This window comes from Spirosoma migulaei (assembly GCF_054776855.1).
In genome coordinates, this window is record NZ_BAAHBG010000022.1 from 244,439 (window position 1) to 263,761 (window position 19,323).

The window sequence follows — 19,323 nt, forward strand, 5'->3', positions numbered from 1 at the left end:
CGCTGTTTAGATTGCTCCAGCAGTTTTGTGATAGAATTTGCAGATGCTGTAGCCATTAGCAATCAGGTGAAATCAAAGGAAGATACATAGACCACCCCGTCCTGAATACACTTGAACTGGGAATCTGTTAAACTAATTGGCTTAACCAGAACATGCGTTGATACCCCTTTCTGAAATCCGCTTAGGCGTCCTTTATTCACCTGTACTGTATGGATCAATTTATCTCTCGTATCAATCTGTACCAGAGCGGCATGGAGTTTAAAATGGGCAAGGACACTTTCTATGAGCACAGCCAGTAGCGACTCGCTGCCTTGGGATAGGTATATTCCTTCCAGCGATAAAAAAGTATAGGTCGGTTTAAATAGCTTTTTTAAGATGGGCAGTTTAGGAAATCCATTCATCATAATCCAGCCCATCAAACCCGGCATATGATCGAATTGCCAGGTTGTTGGGCTAGCATGAACACCAGCTAGTATTGTTTGACCCTCTTTGAGAATAAAGTAGTTTCCATTTTCAAAGACCTTGTCATAGACAGCTAATGAATAATTTTTGTAATACGCCTTCAATAAGGGCAGAGCCAAAGAATGGTCATCAAGTCGACAAAATCGTTTATCAACAACAGGATATAGATGCCGAAAAACAAAGGTTTTAAGCGTGGTGATTGAGCGAAAATCTAGCTGCTGAGAAAGAATTAATGAGCGTATGTTTTTCTCTTCTACATAGGAATAAAAGAGAAAAGGTTCGGGAATCAATGTACGCACATACTTGACCGCTTCGGTTTTCAGGAGTTTCCCATACCCTTTCCGCTGATACGCCTTTGACACGGCTAAATAGCGCCCATAAAAAGCCTCAACCCTGCTGTTTCCTTCTACAACACGACGGTCAAGACAATACAGACCTTGAAGGCTTCCGTTTATGTACAGGTGAAAGAATAAAGGATTGAAGAGTTCTGGTATTTTGCGCTCCTGGCCAGTTTGTCGATAGCGTATGCCCTTTGTTCCATAGAGCGTATTTTGCAGTAAATCGACGGCAGCCATGTCAGCCACTCGCTTCACGACAAGGGATACTGTATTGTTTTGAATAAGAACGAGATCCGGCATACTGTAGGCTTTCCTGTCACCAATAGTACTAGTTATTAGCTAGATTAATAGTGTAAATATACAATAATGTTTAATTGTTAGGCAATTTTATGGACATCTTATGTTACTAATAGCCTAAAATAGAAAACCGACTGGCTACTTAACATAGTTACCAAGTTTTGCTGAGAGCCTGTACACGAAGGAGCCGACCAGTGAATACAAGGGTTTCGTCCTTCAAAAAAGCGGTTTCGTCCTCGTTTTAACCCGTTACGTCCTTGTCTTCCCATTTGTAACTTCTTTAGTATTGGCAATTACATTTACCCAGTGTTTATTTGTATCACTTCATTCATACATGCCTATTAATTTGTCTCTTTGTATAGTATCGTATGTCTATTCTAATCCTATGCCGCCGTCGAAGTACGATGCTTTTGCATTCGCTTATCCCTAATGAAGCCAGCCTAGGCTGTGAACAGTTGCAAACGGATGAAACCATTTTTGTCAATCAAATTCGATCTCAAAAACCTGATTTTGCATTGCTCACTAGTGAGTATGCAGAGCAGCCTGGTTTATTCGCTCAGCTCCGCCGGAGCAGCCCTACTACCCGTATCATGCTGTGTGTTCTCCCCAACGCACCGAAGCCTGGTGTACTTTGGCCTCTGTTAGAAGCACTTGACGTAGATGTAGTCTGCCTACTGTCGGAGTTGAACAAGTGCCTGCAGACGGTTTCAAATGGTCATTTTTATGTATCGGCTTTATTGGCAACTCACTCAGTCTCAACAACGAAGGCACCTTTTCCGGGCTGGCATGAGCTTACCCAGTGTGAACGCCGGGTATTAAGGCTGCTGGCTGAAGGGAAAAGCGGGCCACAAATTGCCGGTATACTCTTCATTAGTCCTAAAACGGTGGATAATCACAAATACAAAATCTCGCAGAAACTCAACGTGAGCGCTGGGCCGGGAAGCTTAGTAAAGTTTGCGTTACTAAACCGCGAGAAAATACTGGCAGCACCTGAACTTACTTATACAAAATGAGGGAACTCACCTATAAAAAATGAGTAAGTTCCTTCATGTGCAAGATTAATGGTTGTGCCACCTTTGTCTCGTTGACGCGCAACAAAGGCGGATGCCGAAAAGCCTTAAAATAGAGTAGGAAACTATCAAAACCTAATTACATGAAAACCTTGTCAATTATTAAAATGCAAGAGACAAAAGGAGGAATGAGTCTTCCATCTTGGGGAGCTGCGGTTACGTGTGCAGCGGCAGCAGTTGGGGGTGTAGTATCACTTATTATGTTTGGGCCTTCATGTGGAGCATTTTTATACGCAGCCTGGAAAGAATAATTCAATTTAATCTTTAACCAACTTCACGAAAAACTATGAATAAGTTATCATTATCTCAGATGGAAAAAGTAGAAGGCGGCAAAGCAAAAGACGTAATTGACGGAGTCAACGGTGCGTGCGCTATCATCGCTGTAGTAGGTGTTTTTGGGGGGCCCGTAGGCTGGGGAGCTGCAAGCTTCTGCGCAGGTTGGGGATTATGCGCTGCTTTCTGCTAAATAAGACGGAGTACGCTGCTCGTACTAATATACTAACTGATCTAACCTAACCAGCAGACTATTTAGTATGAGCAGCGTATTACAGCTAATCATAAGTAAAGTCTACTTATATAATTATGGCAAAGTTTATTAGAAAGGAAGATTTTAACTATAATCCTTGGCTGTATTTCTTCGTATTTAGTTTTGTGGCAGTGGGATACCACCTGTTGAACAAATACCTGTTTATTGACAAGAGTTTTTATGAACAGTTGCTTGGCAATCAGCTAAGTACGGAACGAGTTGACCAATTAATTGCGGATCAAGAAAGATGGGGTTGGCTGATCTTCATAATCATACCCTTCTCCTATTTAATAAAATTTTCGTTCGTGACCATTTGCTTAAGCTTAGGATTGTTCCTACTTAATAAACCATTCCAAATGGGGCAGGTATTTAAAATTGTTATGTTGAGTGAACTAGTCTTCTTCACGGCATCAATTGTGAAGACGTTTTATTTTTTATTTCTACATCCTGATTTTACACCACTTGAACTTCAATACTTTTATCCGCTTTCGATGTTGCAACTAACAAATATAAATACTGTAACTTCCTATTGGCTCTATCCACTACAATTAGCCAATGTATTTGAGTTAGGGTATATCCTGGTATTAGCGTATGGCCTATATAAATCTGATCAGTTAACCTCCTACTCGAAAAGCTTAGAAGTGACATTTGCAAGTTATATTCCAGCTTTGTTTTTGTGGATAGCAACTGTAGTTTTTATTCAAACTTTGTAAAAATGGCTATGAAAAAGAAAATAAGCGTCCTTCTAATGGGGCTTACAATTGCTCTAATAGGCTTTTTAACTAGCCGGGCACTTCACCAGATTCAACAAAGTAAAATGGTGGAAGAACAAATAAAACAACAAATTCCTTCATTTAAGGCCGAATTATTAGGAAGTAAAATATTGACTAAGGATCAGATCGACACAAGTAAATCCACCATATTCATATATGTGCATCCCGAATGCGATCACTGCATACATGAAGCCAAAGAATTAGTGTCGAAAGCTAAGATTCTGTCATCGGTGAATTTAATTCTACTGTCTTCATCATCTCTACAGGATCTCGAACAGTTCGACAAAAAATTTTCGTTAAAAAAAGCTATAACTGCTATTCAGATTGCCCGGTTGTCTTATAAAGACGCCGTTGAGAAGTTTGGATTTAATAGCATCCCATCAGCATTGATTTTCAATCGATCAGGGCATCTAGTAAAACGCTTCAAAGGTGAAGTCAGTATTGACAAACTGCTTAAGTACATATAGCTAAACGCTCTCACAGTCAGGGAGCTCGATTCATGGAAACTACTAAAATCGAAATTAAAAACTTAGTTAAGTGCTTCGGAAGTCGAACAGTACTTAGCAATATTAACCTAACTATTAAAGGTGGTACCTGTTTAGGGATTATTGGTAGGAATGGGGTTGGCAAAACGACATTACTTAATTGCTTACTCGACTTGACTATACCTGACGAAGGCCAAATATATTACAACGGCCAGTTAATTAATAAACAGAATTATGTATACAAACAACAGGTAGGCTTTCTAAGTAACGAGGTATTACCGATTGACGAATTTACGGGTGAAGAATATCTGCGATTTATCGGCCAGTTGTATAAACTTGATCAAAAAGTCATTACCGAACGTATAGCCAGTCTCAACGACTTTATGTTTGGGGAAGAGCAATCGCTCAAACGCTCTATTGCTCAGTACTCTACCGGGATGCGAAAAAAGATTTCGCTCTGTGCTGCCCTCATCCATAAGCCTGCTGTACTAATTCTGGACGAACCATTTACGGGTTTAGATCCAGTTACGGCGCATCAGCTCATTACATTGATACAGGCTTATAGTATCCCTGACCACATCATACTAGTTGCCTCGCACGATCTGGCTTATCTGGAGCAAATAGCTAATCGTATTTTGGTAATCAATGATGGCACAAGTGTGTATGACGGTAGCGTAGACGATTTTGCAATAGTGGGAAAGTCCTTGGTCGATTCAACGCTTTATAGGATGTTGCAGACTAAAGAGACAAATTTAGCTACACCAAACTGGCTTAACGACTAAGGGTTATGCATCTATTAGTTTTTGTTTTACATAAACGACTGCGCTCGTTAACTGGCATAAATAAATCGGCCACTCAAATTGTCTTTCGCACTTTTTGGGTGATTCTTGTTGTGCTGTACGGCATTGGGTTAGGGCTAATTTCCAAAGTCTTATTTTCGGATACCAATCACAAGAAGGTTAATTTTTCTTTTCAGGATTTTTCCCTCTACATCAATCTGGTTATAGGCATTTTATATCTTATCAGCAATTTTTTCCCTACATATGTAAAATCAGAAAAATTAGTAGCGAAATCGTACCCTATAAAACCGATACTAAGTTGGTTGCTTGGCGTTGTAAATGATGGATTAACATTACTATTCGTATCTATCTTTTTATTCTACGTTTCTTGTTGGCTGTCAAGCCCTTTTTTCACCTTCTCATTCTTGCTGATGTCGCTTAGCGGAATAACAACCGTTTTCTTTATCATCAGATCCCTGAAACTGCTTATTGAGTATCAAGTGTCATACAAAGGTGTGTGGGTTTTATTGAACGGATTATCGGGCTATGCACTATGGTATTACTGGACGCATATTAATAAGACCGAAATTAATCTATTTTCGGTGATCGTAGCTTTTATTGCCTTTGCTACTATAAATTTTTTAATTGACAAGAATATTACTGAAGTCATCAGGAACCAGCCTGTACTCAGTTCTTTCCCTGATTTCTTCCAAGATCATTATTTTTATTTCCTTAGAAAGAATACCTCTCGAACGATTCTACTTATTGGTTTTTTAGTAAAACTTGCCCTTTTGGTTCCTACCTTATCAAAATTAAAGACAACGAGTTCGAACCAAGAGCTTAACTTCTTGATTTCGACCGTTTACTTGTCGCCAGTCCTACTATATTCTTATCTATTCAATAATAGCTGGGGGTATTTCACTGCATTATGGATTAATTTAAGCAGCCGTACTACGGCAGTATCTACTCAAATCAGATGGTTTCTGAAATTAATTACAGTTCCCCTCATGATCGATTTCATCCTGACCGTAATCTGTTTGATCGTTACGAATCAATTACATTTAGACTCCCTCCTGTTTTATCTGACAACCGCGATTTTACTGACGTTAGGAGGGCTGTGGTTTTCATTTTATAAACCAATCTACATAACATCAATTATCTCATTCGACAGACAGGGAAACGTAAATTTTTTAAGTATACTAACTTCATTACTAACGTTGGGTCTTGCTACATTACCTCTGCTCTTTTATTGGGCCTATTTTGTCACTGTAAGCGTCACTATAGCAGTACTAGTGGCAACCATCCAGCATTTTAAAAACTATAATAGTTATTTGACAAAGTACGATATGTACGATAAGTTGATAAAGCGGGTTCGGTAAAACAAAATAAACACGTTAAAGTCATTTCCTGGCATCTCTAAATCCTCCTTCACTACGTACTGATTATCAATATGGAACAGATTTTATCGGTTCTCTGGCAACTGCTTTGGTTTCTCTTTGAGTATTTCACCCAACCCATTCTCTGATATGAAACCTCGCAAACACATTGAGCAAACACTCGTTCGGCAACAGGGCCAGGCTGACTGTGGGGTGGCCTGCCTGGCTTCATTATTAGCGTACTATGGCGGTCACAGCCGTCTGGAGCGACTTCGCGAGTTGAGCGGCACTGATCCGCAGGGAACCTCCATGTTGGGTTTATATCAGGCTGCGTCGCAAATTGGTTTCGATGCAAAAGGGATGGAGGCCGATTCTGTTGAAAATCTAAAAACCGATGTCAGCGGGCCAGTTATTCTACATGTATTGATCGATAACAGGCTTCAGCATTATATAGTCTGTTATTGTTGGGATGCCGTTCGTCAACATTTTCTTATTGGCGACCCCGCGCAGGGCATTGTCACCTATACAACCGAGGAATTAGCCGCTATTTGGTCATCACGATTACTCCTGACGCTTACGCCTAACACTACGTTACGTCAACAGGACGATGAGACAAAAGCGAAACGTCGCTGGTTACTCAGTCTCGTCCGCGATGATCTGCCACTGTTGGGTATTGCTACGGGTTTAGGCATCGTAACCGCCGGATTGGGCTTATCGACGGCTATCTTCTCGCAGAAACTCATCGACGAAATCCTGCCTAAACACGATACAAAACGACTGATTCTCGGGCTCTCGCTCCTGACGTTTCTGTTACTAGCACGAGCCATTGTCACTTATCTGCGTGGCTTTCTCCTTAATCGACAAAGCCGCGATTTTAATAACCGTATTATCAACCGATTTTACGACGCGATGCTCCATTTACCCAAATCATTTTTCGACAGTCGCAAAACGGGTGAACTCATTGCGCGCTTAAACGACACGGGACGCATTCAACGAGCCATCAGCCACCTGACAGGTTCGGTGGTCATCAATGCGCTGGTAGTGCTGGTATCCGCAGGCTATCTGTTTACCTACTCGGTCTGGATTGGCCTGTTGAGTTTACTTAGTATTCCACTCTACGGTGGTTTGGTGTGGCTATATCATCAGCGCATTATCGACGGGCAGCGTGAGGTAATGGCCGCATCAGCGCATACCGAAAGTAATTACGTCGATACGATTCAGGGTATTGATGTGATCAAATCTACCAATCGGGAGTCATTCTTTAGTACAGTTACCAAAGTCATTTACAGCCATTTTCAGGATAAAGTATATCAACTCGGTACGGTTGGACTACGGCTTAATCTGACCGCCGAGATCATTAGTGCCTTGCTCATTGCTGGCCTTATTTCAGTTACCTCATTTCTGGTTGTCGGCAAATCATTGCAACTGGGCGAAATGATGGCGGTTCTTACCCTGACGGGCAGCATTCTACCTGCTGTGGCGAGTCTGGCCATGACCAATATCCAGATTCAGGAAGCCAACGTAGCCTTTGAGCGCATGTACGAATATGCCCATCTGACACCCGAATGGCATCGGCCAACTGGACAGAAATCAACCAATACGTCCATCGAACCTGATCCAGCGTTCGCATTTTCATCGCTAACAATCAGCAATCTCCACTTCCGGTTTCCAGGACGGCCTTTGCAATTAGACAATATTTCGCTGGCGCTTAATAAAGGCGAATTGATTGCAATCCTGGGCGAAAGTGGCTGTGGAAAGAGTACACTACTTCAACTGATTCAACGGTTCTACATCCCAGAAGCGGGTCAGATCAGCCTGAATGGAAATGACTGGATCACCGTCAATACGACAATCTGGCGGCAGATAATAGGCGTGGTTCCTCAGCAGGTTAAACTGTTTAGCGGTACGTTACTCGACAATATCTGCCTGGGCAATACGACAGAAGAAGCAGAAGAAATTGTTCGTTTTTGTCAGCAATATGGTTTTGATCGTTTTTTCGAGACATTCCCACAAGGATATTTAACAATGCTTGGCGAGGATGGCATTGCCATTTCGGGTGGCCAACGGCAGTTGGTGGCCTTAGCCAGAGCTTTATACCGAAACCCGCAACTTCTCTTACTCGATGAGCCAACGGCGGCTATGGACAAACACACAGAGCAGTTTGTGCTTGATTTACTGGAACGTCTGCGGCCTGAAATGGGTACTTTATTGATTACCCATAAACCTCAAACCGCCTACCGTGCCAACAGAGCCTATACGTTCGCACAAGGGCAATTTATAAAACTGAATGCGGCTCAATTAGCGTTCGTCAATGAAGAATCAAACGACTGGCTCAACGAAAACCGGGCCGCGCTGGAGCCGATTTTGACGTAACTGGCCACTTCTGTTGGTAGCAACGTAGTGACCCAACTTCTATTAGAGTTGGGGCGCTTTTTATTATCCATTAATCCCGCCAGCCTTCGGGCTTATAAGGAGTTTTCGTATCGCTGGGTGCACAAATGGCTGTTGGTGGACGTGAAGGTGCGCTAAGGAGCTGAAGCTGGGGCACTTCTGGAAAAGTAGGCTCGGGTATAGGCAGTCGTAGATTAAGCGCGTAAAATAGCTCAGCACCTGGCAGACCGGAGTAACCACCTGGAGCAGTTCCACCCAAGGATACGCCATACGCATCTTTACGATCCAGCCAGTAACGAAACGTGGCTACCGACGTAGCTGCGAAATAGCCAACGACCGCTTCTCGATTATTCGCTACATTATGCACATTTCCAGCCAGAGCCGACGGAGGAGAATCGGCTAATCCGCCCGTATTCTGGGTCTGTTGTTGAAATAGTTGAAAATACCGGTAGGCATCAGGTGTCAGTGAACTTTGTCGAATTTCTACCAAACCTGGATTACGGTCGTAAAAAGGGATTTGGGCTATATTTCGGTTTACGATCAATCCTCCATTTGTAAACTGATCGCTGAAGAGGTTAAAGTTGTGGCTGTAAATGATCTCCCAACAGTTAGTCCGGCAATTATAATCGTATTTGTATTCAGGGACTGGGTTTCTTAGCGAGTATGGCGGGGGTGTCAGTTCATAGTAACAGTCTTCCAGCAGTTTCTTGTTGCCGGATGTATAGATGTAATAGTTCCCTGCTGGCGGAGGGTTTTCCATTAACTGGGTCGTAATATCGCCAAAAATGGCGTAAACACCTTGGTAGCAAGTTTTACACCACTCCTGTCTTTCGTAGAGCTTCCAGTCCCAGCGGTAATAATTTCGAGTTTCGGCAGGGTCACGGGTGTCTATAAATAGGTCATGGCCAGCGGTATAAAATCCAGCTAAAGCGGGGAAAATACTTTTGGGATTAAACTGAGATGTCACCTTATCAATGGGTGGCACAGCCTGAATAACCTGCTGACTTGATACATATTGGGCGCCATCACTAAGGGTAAACCGGAGTTGATAGGCATGTCCCACCTGACCTTTAAAATCGCTGGGGAGTTGATAACTCCCGTCCACGGTTTCATGGCAGGGGATGACCTGCGCCGAGTCTACCACCACTTCGACCGTTGCTTTAGTGATGGGCCGGGTACCAAATCGGCCGGTGAGGGGGTCCGATTTGGAGCGATTAAGCCGAATGGTTTGCGATTCGGCCAGATTCGTTATGGCCCCATCTACCACAATAATATCCACCGTACCCCGCAGTATCAGGTCTTCAGGATCGACGCAGGAAACCAGCGTACCTACCAGCAGCCCGAGAAACAGACGTAGTACAGAAAGTGAAGTTTTCATAACGTAGTCATGGGGTGGTTTAATCCCGCCAGCCTTCGGGCTTGAAGGGCGTTCGTTGGTCAAGGGGTGCACATATGGCCGTCGGCGGGCGGGGTGTATTGTCAACGAAAAAGTTCACTACCAGCGGGGCGTTCCGAGGAGGATTGGGGTCGGGAGTGGGTTCGGGACTGGGGTAGCGTCCATACAAGGCATAGAAGAGTTCACTCCCTATCTGATCCGAATATCCATTGATGGGATCGTAGCCTAAGGGCAGGCCCTGATAATCCTTACGGTCAATATAGAGTGGTTTACTATACACCCCCGAGGCCGTAAAATAACCTACCACCACTTCTTTAGGATTAGCCACATTGTGCACATTACCAATGGGGGCCGTGGGGGGTGTGTCGGCCAGGCCGCCTGTGTTCTGGGTTTGGTCTTGAAACAGCTTGAAATAACGGTAGGCATCAGGGGTTAGTGAAGACTGGCGCACATGTACCAAGCAGGGGCCATGTTGATAAAAGGGGATAGCGGCTACTTTGAAATTGGGGATAAGGCCCCCATTGGTGTATTGGTCATCAAACAACGCCACGTTGTAACTATGCAGCATCTCCCAGCATTGGGTGCGGCAGACATAATCAAAGTTGCGGTTGTAAACAAAATCGGTCGTATAGACGATGCGCGGGAAATAACAGTCTTCTAACAAGTCAGGCCCGGAAATATACCTCTCATGACTCACTTCGATTGGGGTAAAGATTGAATAAAAGCCTTGATAGCAGCTGCGGCACCAGTGCTGAGGCTCGTAGTCAATCCAATCCCAGCGGTAGTAGTTTCGCTGGTCGATGGGGTCCTCCAACTCGATAAACACATCATGGCCCGAGGTATAGTAACCCCGAAATGAGGGAGACAAACTTTTGAGGTTGAACTGAGCGTGTATCTTATCAATGGGGACTGCGGTGAGCATGACTTGCTGGGTCGATTCATAGTGAGTACCATCCGTGAGGGTGAGTCGCAACTGGTAGGCATGCCCTACCTGGCCTTTAAAGTCTGCCGGTAGTTGATAAAGGCCATCAGTGGTTTCATGGGCTAGAGTCACTACTGAGGAATCCATGATCACTTCGACCGTCGCTTTGGTGATGGGCAGGGTGCCGAACCGGCCTGTCAATCGGTCGGCCCGGGAACGATTAATAGTAATAAGTTGCGTTTCGGCCAGATTGGTAATCGTGCCATCGACCACCAGAATATCATTGGTACCCCGCAGGAGGATGTCCTCAGGATCAACACAGGCTACCGTCATAAATAAGGGTAGCCAGAACAGCAAACGAATTGATGAAGAGAAAGTACGCATAACCAAGTTGTTGAGTATCGGTTTAGTCCCGCCAGCCTTCGGGCTTATAGGGCGTTCGACTGTCGCTGGATACGCAGACGGCCAACGGCGGACGATAACGAGCAGGTTGGACGCCATATTCCAGAACGGGATCCCTCCCATTGAGTGCCTGAAATAAACCGGGAGCAAAGCCCGTCGCATCGCTTCGGGTTAACCAGCACCGAACCGCAGAAACACCCGACGCACTGAAGTAGCCAACCACTGGCTCATTCTTCTTCGCTAGGTTATAGATATTACCTAGCAACAGGGCTGGCTGCGCCCCGGCTACCCCACCCGTCTTTTGGGTCTGATCGTTTAGCCGTTTGAAATACGTATAAGCCTGTTTCGTTAATGATGTCTGACGAATCTCGACCAGACAGTGTTCTTTCGAATACAAGGGAACTTGAGCAACCCGTAAGGCTTTAACCATATTCCCATTGCTGTATTGATCATCGAACAAGGTCAGGTCATTACTATAAAGAATCTCCCAGCACTGGGTTCGGCAATTGTAGTCGAAGTGAGGGTACGTAAACCGATCCTTAATACAATCTTCAATTAGTTTTCCCTGTTCATCAGCGATCTGATAGATATCCCCTTGGCAACTCCGGCACCACTCCTGCCGCTCCCAATCTTTCCATTCCCAACGGTAATAATTAGTCTGGTCGGGAGGATCGGTAAAATCTATATAAAAGTCGTGAGCGGCCGCATAGACCTGATTTAACCGCTGGGTTGAACTCAAGCTGGTTGCATTAAACTGGGCACGAGCCTGGGTAATTGGAGCAACTGGCTGCAGAATCTCGGTCGTTGATTCGTACTGCGTATCATCACTCAACGTGAACCGTAATTGATAAGCATGACCAGCCTGACCCTTAAAATCGCTGGGTAATTGGTAACTACCATCGTCGGTTTCAGGGCAGGAAATAACGGTCAATGAGTCAACCACAACAGCTACAGTAGCTTTGGTAATGGGTACAGAACCAAGTCGGCCTGTAAGCCGGTCGGCTTGCGAGCGGCTGAGTCGAATAACCTGTTGTTCAGCTACATCCGTAATCGTACCGTCTACAATGATGACATTAAGCGAACTGTTTATAGTTGATTCTATCGGGTCAACACAGGTAACGAGTCCCAGGCAACTACATAAACAAATCAGTATAGGTATTGCTATTGGACGCATACCGTTGAGTGGTTACTTGAACTCGAAATTGTAGGTCAAACTCGGGATGGGAGCGCCAAAGATGCTGAGTCGGTAGGGGTTCGTGGCCTGTCCCTCCGTGCGGTAGAAGATCGAATACACATTCTTTCGGCCATACAGATTGTACACCGTGAACGTCCAATGCCCCTGCCAGCGTCGGTTTTTCATACTCGGATTGTAGATGTTCCAGGCGAAGTCGAGCCGGTGATAATCCGGCAACCGATACTGGTTGCGCTCGTCGTAATACGGGTAGGTTCGCCCCTGATAGCGAATGAATCCCTCCGGTGCCGTATAGGGGCGCCCCGAACTATAGGCGAAGTTGAACGAAAAACTGTGGTGTTTCCCCTGGTTGATGGTCAGGCTCATGTTCAGGCTGTGCGGACGGTCGTAGTTGGCCCGGTACCAGTTGCCCCCGTTGATCTGCTGCTGAAAATCAACCCCTTGGTTCACCTGATTCAGGGTGCGGGCAAAGGTGTAGTTGACCCAGCCGGTCAGCTCGCCTTTCTTCTTAGAAACCATCACTTCCAGTCCGTAGGCTTTGCTCTTTCCAGGAAGCAGTTGTGTTTCGGGATAGGGTTGCAGCAGGAAATCGGCACCCGGTTTGTAATCCAGAATATGCTGCGTGCTGCGCCAGTATACCTCGGCCGATAACTCAAAAATGTTATTCTTCGAATTCTGAAAATAACCCGCCGAAAACAACTGGCTCACCTGCGGTTGAATATGCGCATCCGACGTTTTCCAGCGCGAGGTAGGTAAAGGCGTGGTGGTATTGGTGATCACCTGCAAATACTGCCGCATCAAGTTATAGCCCAGCTTAATGGAGGAATTGGGTGTTAGCGCATACCGCAAACCCAGCCGGGGCTCCAGCCCGCCGTATTGCTTCGTTACCTGGCCAGCTCCGTACACCGTAGAATCCACAACCGTTGTAGCATCGGCCACTTCACCGTTCACGTATCGGCGGACGACGGAAGGCCCGAGATTCAGGAAATGGGAGTAACGCAGGCCCGCCGATACGGCCAGCTTCTCCGACAAACTAATCTCATCCTCAGCATGAATCCCAAATTCCAGCGCATTTTCAATAGGCGTTTTCTGATAGTTTACCGCCAGACTATTTCCCGGTATCAACTCGCCGGGATTCAGCCGATAGTGCGTGCCGCTAATACCGACCTCGATCTTCTGGTTTTCTAACTGGTAGTTCAGGTTCGACTTGACCTGTCGTTGCAGCAGCGATTGTTTCAATACTACTTTGTTATTGGTACTGTCCTCAGTCGATAAAATGCGGGGAATGTATTGCGCCACCAGGGCCGTTGTTTGCAGATTTAGTCGATCATTGAACGCGTGAAACCAACGCACCATACCGTTAGCCGTTTGCTGGGCATACTGGGTATTTACAGCATTGACATTAGCCAGACTTCCCAGCAGATTCGTCTGAAACAAATCCTGGCTGTAATAGCCCATGGCTGTCACCGTGTTTTTGTCGTTGACCCGCCAAAATAGCTTGGCCGTCCCATCGCCAAATTTAGCCCGGATGTTATCAAAACGAGGTGAAACAGCCCGCAATAGAAAATCGTTGAATGCCCCTCTCCCCGATACCATCAGGGCCAGTTTGCCTTTAATAATGGGCGTTTCGACCGTTAGCCGATTGGCCACCAAACTCACCCCACCCGTTAAATGAAACTGATTCAGATCGGGATTTCGAAGACTAATGTCCAGCACTGAAGCCGCCCGACCGCCGTAACGAGCCGGTACGTTTCCTTTGTATAAATCCAGGCCTCCCACAGCATCGGGCGGAAAGACCGAGAAAAGCCCGAACATGTGCGTCGGGTTGAAAATCGGGGTATCATCGAGCAGGATCAGGTTTTGGTCGGTGGTACCGCCCCGGATATTGACCCCGTTGGCCGCTTCGCCCACGCTGGTTACACCGGGCAGCATTTGCAGACTCCTCAGAATATCGACTTCCCCCAGGGCTGCTGGCATCTTTTTGAGGGTAGCGATATTAATCTGGCTCACGCCCAGGAGTGGCTGACGTACGTTTCGGTCATAGCCCTTGCTGGTCACCACAACCTCTTCTAACTGACTGGATACGGAAGGAAGTCGAACGTTGAGGACGGTATTCTCACGCAGGTTGATGGTGGTCCGAAACGGAACAAAGCCCAGACTTCGTACCACCAGAATATGCTGTCCTATTCGAGTTTTAATGGAGAAATGCCCTTCTGCATCTGTGTAGGTACCGGTGGTAGACTTTTCATAGTCGAGTACCACGGCTGCCCGCACAATGGGCTGATGACTGGCGGAGTCGCGAACGGTACCGGAAAGTGTATACAGTATCTGAGCATGGGCTACCGACGCTCCAATAGCCAGAACTACAATTACAAGTAGTGATCGAATCATGAAAAGAAAAGGTAAAGGTGTAGGACAGTTGCCTTTAGCGTGGCGTGCTAATTTGTCTGGTTATCAACCTAGACGTATTAAGGACGGGAAACGCTGTCAGCTGGTTTTATTTTAAGATTCGTTTAGCACGTATCGTACTTTTCAACCAAAATATTAGTCAACCAACATGCATTAATTATAAAGGATAGCGAAACTTTTATATACTTGTGTTAACGTACGGCGGGGCGGCCTGTAGCTCAACTTTTTTTGATAAATCAGCCAGTCAGGAATTAGGAATAGATGGTCATTTACAGCCGTTTGGCCATAAAACTATCTTCGCTAGCATTCCAACTATTCAGCCTAAGAGCGGGTCAGTAAGAAGAATCTAGTTCACTGCTATGAAAAAGTTACTTTTACTGCTGTTAACAACTCTAACGGTCAACCTGACTTTTGGCCAGAAGACCGAATCCATCCTGGCCTTAAATTCTGGCTTGTTCTCGTTTCAGGGCTATTCGGCGGAGAAAAGCTCTCAACTGAATTTGGCGTCTAATGGCACTACAGGCTATACAAACAATCCATTCGGGGCTAAAAATGGGCTTTCGTATGGTGCATCCTACCAGATTCAACGCATCTCCCGAAGTAATTTTATTGCCGGTGTTAGTGTAGGCTATGAAAACCTGCGAAGTAAGACAACCATTACGGGCGTTAACGGGTATGATAAAACGGGGACTTTTCAGGATGTAGCCTCCGGACAAACCTATCTATCAAACAAGCAACTGAATGCGTTTCCTTACCTGGGTTACCGAGTAGGAATCCGCCAAATTTCGGTGGATCTGACGGGTGGCCTTGATATTGGTTACCTGTTGAGTTCAACGGAGCATGGAAAAGCTACTGCTGATAATGGTAAAACGTACAGTACCTCTTTAGACCGAACAGGGATAAAAACGGATATTAGGCCCCGAGTGCAAGTGGCTGTATTTTATAGAAAGGTTGGCGCTTATACGAGCTACGCCTATGGCCTGAATAATTACAAAAGTGGCTGGATTGGCGGGCGGAATGAATGTAATTCCACGGTAATCCGGTTTGGCGTACTTTATAAAATCAAAGGCCACTAACACGCTCGTTGGGCGGGGCTATTTGCCTGAGTGTGGTCTACTTGTGTTGTGCAGTCAGTGATTCCAAAAAATTGATAACCAATCCACAATCATGTTCAGAACCTGCGTTTTAATTCTTCCCGTAAGCCTGCTGGCCCTCCTGAACTGCCATCCTAAAACCGCTGATCAGCTAGCTGTATCACCCGTTACGCCAACAGCGTCTACCGGATCGTTGAGCCGCTCTATGCCCGATTCGATCGCTACCTACCAACCTGTTTTCGGAGTCACCAGTACAGCCCAGCAATTTCCGTTTGGTCAATCAAATCAACCGGGTACAACTCTTCGCTTAACGCAAGTGACATACAACGGTAAATTGTGGCTTGCTTACCAGTATGATGCCCAAAACCGCCTTAGTGAACGCACTACCTACTACCTGGATGGTATACACATTTATGTCCAGTTCGCTTATAGTTACGCTGGTAATAACTTACTACAGGTCGCGTCTAAACTGAATAAGGAAGCTCCTTATCTGGAAGGTTCCCCACAGAATAATGACCTGCTACCCAGCAAAACGATTATGTATAGCCCTATTGATAATGGTATAGCCGGGCTGACAAAAATAACGAATACTGTTTTTACCGATTGGTACCAAAAAACCGGGATTGAGGCATCCCAGTTGGGATTCAATTCAGAAGGCATGTATATCTGGTCTGGAATCATTGACAACCAGGGCAAACGACAAGACAATAGAATTTACCGGCGAAATGAAAAAAGCAATGCGCTGTGGGACCGCATAGGGACAACAGCCGGTTATTGGACAGTCGACTATTTTACATACGATACACATCCGAACCCTTTCCGGACAACGGGCGATTCTGAAATGATCGACATGAACGATATGCTGTCCGTCAATAGTATCAATTCCAACAATGTGATAACCCGTCAAACTATCAATGAGCAGGGTGGTCGAGATGACTGGCGCTACGAATACCAATACCGACCTGATGGGTATCCCTCTCAATTGAAAGCGTACCGGCATGGGATGCTTACAACAACACTTGAGTATACGTACAATCAATAAGTTAGGGAATAAAAATCTCCTGAAACGCTTAATCAATTGCTGAGCAGAAATAAACCAGCGTGTTATTTATCAAAACATTCTGGTTAAATTACCTTTTTTAGCTCGCATGCGCTTTCTTGTTTTTACCCTTACTGTCTTTCTCTTAACCCGCCTGCTCACGGCCTGTGTTGATCCGGCTGAGCTGATGATCAACGGGACAGTGAACACGCTGGTTGTTGATGGAACGATCACGAACCTGCCCGAACCACAAGTTATTCGGCTCAACCGCTCAAAAGCCGACCCACTCACGGGTCGTTTTGGTAGCGTCCCCATCACAAAAGCTACTGTGGATGTGCTCGTTGATTCCTCGCTTGTGATTTCCTGTCATGAAAGCGAGGATGGCAGTTACCAGTTACCCAGCGATTTTAAAGGCCAGATCGGCCATAGTTACCAACTCCGATTTACCCTCAGCGATGGAACACACTACCAGTCCAGCCTACAAATTATGCCCGCTGTTCCTGCGATTGACCGGGTATCGACTCAGTATAATCCTGCCAGTTTGCCCGTTGAAGAACAATTAACCGGCGGCTATCGGGCCGGGCATGATGTGTATATCAACTGGAGAGACCCGGCCACGGAGCATAATTATTACCGCTGGGAGTGGAAATTATGGGAAAAACAATCCTGGTGCCGGAGTTGTCAGCAGGGTATTTATGCGGTCAATACCATTCTTGACCACGTGTATAAAGACAAAACGTTTTACGTATCCGGCGATCAGCCATTTGAAAGCTGTTTCGTACCAACTAATTATTTCGAGGCCAGTCAACCTCCTTTGGCAAGCGGTTTATATGTTTATGATTACCCTTGCCGTACCCAATGCTGGGAGATATTGTACAGTTCATCGCTCAACGTGTTCGATGACCAGTACAGTAATGGCGGGTTGATTACAAAGCGAAAAATTGCCCAGATTCCCTACTACGATAGTACCGCCTGTCTGGTCGAAATCCGGCAATTATCAATGACTAAAACAGCCTACACCTATTTCAAGCGCTTCCAGGATCAAACCCAGAACGTGGGCGGTATCGCCGATCCCATACCATCGGCTCCGGTGGGTAATATTCAGAATACCAGCAACAGTCAGGAACGGGTGGTGGGGTATTTTACAGCGTCGGCCGTGTCGGCGGTCCGGCATTGGCTCGATCGGAAAGATGTGATCGGCCTGCCATTCGGGCAGACGGACCCGGCTGGAGAATCTAAATTACCGGGTTCTGAATTGTTCTACTCGCTTAATCTACGACAACCCATCCCCGAACCGCTCTACCCCTACCCCAATATCCGAATCCTGGGCGGCCCTCCCCGACCGGTAACCGCTATCTGTGTCCCCAGCGACAGCCGAACGCCGTTTAAGCCAGTTGGCTGGCAGGATTAATTCGTAATAATCAGAAAAAACAGGTCGTATTCCGAAAAATACAGAGCTGTTGTTTTTAAAATACAGCCTGTTAACCTAAGCAGTCTCCATCGCTGGTTTAGGCTGTAACTCGACTGGTTGCTCTACATCAGATAGCCTATTTCGTTTTGCTTTATAGCAAGCGAATAAGGCCCGCCCCATCAGTTCATGGCCGATAGCATTCAGATGACTCGGATCATCGGAAATATAAAACTCTTCCTGGGGCTTGATAATCGAATGCGTATCTAACACAGTTATTCCCCACCGATGGCCTTCGTGTATGACTAAGGATCTTCCCTGTTTTCGCAACCACTGGCTCACCAGCTCACGATGCGGGGTTGGCGTTAACAAGAAAACCTTTTGGCGATGGATCTGTAATTGCTTTAGTAAGGCAGTCAATTCCTGCTGCACGTAGAGTAACTGCTTCACCAGGCCAGCCTGATTACCTAAAGCCAGCAGTAGACATTTAAGAACGCTTTTTGTTCGCTTTACCCAACTGGCGGGTGTTCTGTCGAGTGGTAACAGCGGCAGATTTCGTAGCGCGTCAAGATCAGCCATGCGTAATCCTGCTCCCGCATGTGCTGGCACTTTCTGGGGTGGCGTTTTAAATAGTTTCCAGAACGTGGGCGGGTGCTGCAGGTAATAATGGGCAGGCTGAATAAGTACTAAATCGAATTGTGATAGATCCAGATGAGTTAGTGTTTCGCGAATGTCGGCCAATGGAAGAAAAACGTAGCTGGTTACCTCAGGATGATATCCCTGTTCGCTAAGCTGATAGACAAATTGATCTAGAAAACTAGACTCTTTAGCAGTAAGTCCGTATCCATAGACCTGACAACCACCAATCACCAGAATAGTCATAACAGATGTATTTAAAATGTAAAATCATTTATTTACACCTAATACGTTTGCATCTGAAAGGCGTTGCAACTAGTATATTAAA

General features: G+C 45.6%; 15 protein-coding genes. 9 read left to right on the forward strand and 6 right to left on the reverse strand.

The genetic code is table 11. The annotated features are described in order from the left end of the window. Nucleotides 1-62 precede the first annotated feature (62 nt). The gene (locus ACYVGO_RS22290; RefSeq protein ID WP_460971164.1) at nucleotides 63-1,100 is read right to left on the reverse strand and encodes a GNAT family N-acetyltransferase; all 1,038 of its coding nucleotides are present in this window, start codon (nucleotides 1,098-1,100) and stop codon (nucleotides 63-65) included. Nucleotides 1,101-1,465: 365 nt separating this feature from the next. Between ACYVGO_RS22290 and ACYVGO_RS22295 the strand changes: the two genes are divergently transcribed. From ACYVGO_RS22295 to ACYVGO_RS22320, 6 genes are all read left to right on the forward strand, one after another. Then, entirely contained in the window at nucleotides 1,466-2,110 is a 645-nt protein-coding gene (locus tag ACYVGO_RS22295; RefSeq protein ID WP_460971165.1) for a response regulator transcription factor, read from the forward strand. Between the two features lie 639 nt (nucleotides 2,111-2,749). Continuing rightward, the gene (locus tag ACYVGO_RS22300) at nucleotides 2,750-3,406 is read left to right on the forward strand and encodes a hypothetical protein (RefSeq protein ID WP_460971166.1); all 657 of its coding nucleotides are present in this window, start codon (nucleotides 2,750-2,752) and stop codon (nucleotides 3,404-3,406) included. An 8-nt stretch (nucleotides 3,407-3,414) separates the two neighbouring features. After that, complete coding sequence (locus tag ACYVGO_RS22305) at nucleotides 3,415-3,933, forward strand: hypothetical protein (RefSeq protein WP_460971167.1); 519 nt, start codon at nucleotides 3,415-3,417, stop codon at nucleotides 3,931-3,933. Between the two features lie 32 nt (nucleotides 3,934-3,965). Then, a complete protein-coding gene (locus tag ACYVGO_RS22310) occupies nucleotides 3,966-4,733 on the forward strand; it encodes an ABC transporter ATP-binding protein (protein WP_460971168.1) in 768 nt (255 codons plus the stop codon). Between the two features lie 5 nt (nucleotides 4,734-4,738). Next, the gene (locus ACYVGO_RS22315) at nucleotides 4,739-6,109 is read left to right on the forward strand and encodes a hypothetical protein (RefSeq protein WP_460971169.1); all 1,371 of its coding nucleotides are present in this window, start codon (nucleotides 4,739-4,741) and stop codon (nucleotides 6,107-6,109) included. Nucleotides 6,110-6,256: 147 nt separating this feature from the next. Continuing rightward, nucleotides 6,257-8,479: a peptidase domain-containing ABC transporter gene (locus tag ACYVGO_RS22320; RefSeq protein ID WP_460971170.1), complete on the forward strand. Its 2,223-nt coding sequence runs from the start codon at nucleotides 6,257-6,259 to the stop codon at nucleotides 8,477-8,479. A gap of 70 nt (nucleotides 8,480-8,549) precedes the next feature. On the opposite strand, the gene ACYVGO_RS22325 is transcribed toward ACYVGO_RS22320, so the two are convergent. From ACYVGO_RS22325 to ACYVGO_RS22340, 4 genes are read right to left on the reverse strand one after another with little or no spacing between them, the layout of a single operon-like run. After that, nucleotides 8,550-9,875 carry a DUF4249 domain-containing protein gene (locus ACYVGO_RS22325; protein WP_460971171.1) on the reverse strand — a complete coding sequence of 442 codons (1,326 nt, stop codon included), beginning with the start codon at nucleotides 9,873-9,875 and terminating at the stop codon, nucleotides 8,550-8,552. Nucleotides 9,876-9,894: 19 nt separating this feature from the next. Beyond that, entirely contained in the window at nucleotides 9,895-11,199 is a 1,305-nt protein-coding gene (locus tag ACYVGO_RS22330; protein WP_460971172.1) for a DUF4249 domain-containing protein, read from the reverse strand. Nucleotides 11,200-11,221: 22 nt separating this feature from the next. Beyond that, nucleotides 11,222-12,391, reverse strand: coding sequence for a DUF4249 domain-containing protein (locus ACYVGO_RS22335; RefSeq protein ID WP_460971173.1), 1,170 nt, complete (start codon nucleotides 12,389-12,391; stop codon nucleotides 11,222-11,224). A gap of 12 nt (nucleotides 12,392-12,403) precedes the next feature. Continuing rightward, the gene (locus ACYVGO_RS22340; protein ID WP_460971174.1) at nucleotides 12,404-14,800 is read right to left on the reverse strand and encodes a TonB-dependent receptor; all 2,397 of its coding nucleotides are present in this window, start codon (nucleotides 14,798-14,800) and stop codon (nucleotides 12,404-12,406) included. A 377-nt stretch (nucleotides 14,801-15,177) separates the two neighbouring features. Between ACYVGO_RS22340 and ACYVGO_RS22345 the strand changes: the two genes are divergently transcribed. The 3 genes from ACYVGO_RS22345 to ACYVGO_RS22355 all read left to right on the forward strand — a co-directional run bounded on the left by ACYVGO_RS22345 (nucleotide 15,178) and on the right by ACYVGO_RS22355 (nucleotide 18,362). Then, on the forward strand, nucleotides 15,178-15,894 hold the full coding sequence (locus ACYVGO_RS22345; RefSeq protein ID WP_460971175.1) for a hypothetical protein: 717 nt from the start codon (nucleotides 15,178-15,180) through the stop codon (nucleotides 15,892-15,894). Between the two features lie 91 nt (nucleotides 15,895-15,985). Beyond that, a complete protein-coding gene (locus tag ACYVGO_RS22350; protein ID WP_460971176.1) occupies nucleotides 15,986-16,954 on the forward strand; it encodes a hypothetical protein in 969 nt (322 codons plus the stop codon). Nucleotides 16,955-17,060: 106 nt separating this feature from the next. Beyond that, on the forward strand, nucleotides 17,061-18,362 hold the full coding sequence (locus tag ACYVGO_RS22355; RefSeq protein ID WP_460971177.1) for a DUF4249 domain-containing protein: 1,302 nt from the start codon (nucleotides 17,061-17,063) through the stop codon (nucleotides 18,360-18,362). Between the two features lie 75 nt (nucleotides 18,363-18,437). Here ACYVGO_RS22355 and ACYVGO_RS22360 read toward each other — a convergent pair whose 3' ends face one another. Beyond that, on the reverse strand, nucleotides 18,438-19,241 hold the full coding sequence (locus tag ACYVGO_RS22360) for a hypothetical protein (RefSeq protein WP_460971179.1): 804 nt from the start codon (nucleotides 19,239-19,241) through the stop codon (nucleotides 18,438-18,440). Between the last annotated feature and the right edge of the window lie 82 nt (nucleotides 19,242-19,323).

Bases quoted from the DNA above. Each gene is read 5' to 3' on its own strand.
- ACYVGO_RS22290 (WP_460971164.1), bottom strand. From the start codon at position 1,100: ATGCCGGATCTCGTTCTTATTCAAAACAATACAGTATCCCTTGTCGTG.
- ACYVGO_RS22295 (WP_460971165.1), top strand. From the start codon at position 1,466: ATGTCTATTCTAATCCTATGCCGCCGTCGAAGTACGATGCTTTTGCAT.
- ACYVGO_RS22300 (WP_460971166.1), top strand. From the start codon at position 2,750: ATGGCAAAGTTTATTAGAAAGGAAGATTTTAACTATAATCCTTGGCTG.
- ACYVGO_RS22305 (WP_460971167.1), top strand. From the start codon at position 3,415: ATGAAAAAGAAAATAAGCGTCCTTCTAATGGGGCTTACAATTGCTCTA.
- ACYVGO_RS22310 (WP_460971168.1), top strand. From the start codon at position 3,966: ATGGAAACTACTAAAATCGAAATTAAAAACTTAGTTAAGTGCTTCGGA.
- ACYVGO_RS22315 (WP_460971169.1), top strand. From the start codon at position 4,739: ATGCATCTATTAGTTTTTGTTTTACATAAACGACTGCGCTCGTTAACT.
- ACYVGO_RS22320 (WP_460971170.1), top strand. From the start codon at position 6,257: ATGAAACCTCGCAAACACATTGAGCAAACACTCGTTCGGCAACAGGGC.
- ACYVGO_RS22325 (WP_460971171.1), bottom strand. From the start codon at position 9,875: ATGAAAACTTCACTTTCTGTACTACGTCTGTTTCTCGGGCTGCTGGTA.
- ACYVGO_RS22330 (WP_460971172.1), bottom strand. From the start codon at position 11,199: ATGCGTACTTTCTCTTCATCAATTCGTTTGCTGTTCTGGCTACCCTTA.
- ACYVGO_RS22335 (WP_460971173.1), bottom strand. From the start codon at position 12,391: ATGCGTCCAATAGCAATACCTATACTGATTTGTTTATGTAGTTGCCTG.
- ACYVGO_RS22340 (WP_460971174.1), bottom strand. From the start codon at position 14,800: ATGATTCGATCACTACTTGTAATTGTAGTTCTGGCTATTGGAGCGTCG.
- ACYVGO_RS22345 (WP_460971175.1), top strand. From the start codon at position 15,178: ATGAAAAAGTTACTTTTACTGCTGTTAACAACTCTAACGGTCAACCTG.
- ACYVGO_RS22350 (WP_460971176.1), top strand. From the start codon at position 15,986: ATGTTCAGAACCTGCGTTTTAATTCTTCCCGTAAGCCTGCTGGCCCTC.
- ACYVGO_RS22355 (WP_460971177.1), top strand. From the start codon at position 17,061: ATGCGCTTTCTTGTTTTTACCCTTACTGTCTTTCTCTTAACCCGCCTG.
- ACYVGO_RS22360 (WP_460971179.1), bottom strand. From the start codon at position 19,241: ATGACTATTCTGGTGATTGGTGGTTGTCAGGTCTATGGATACGGACTT.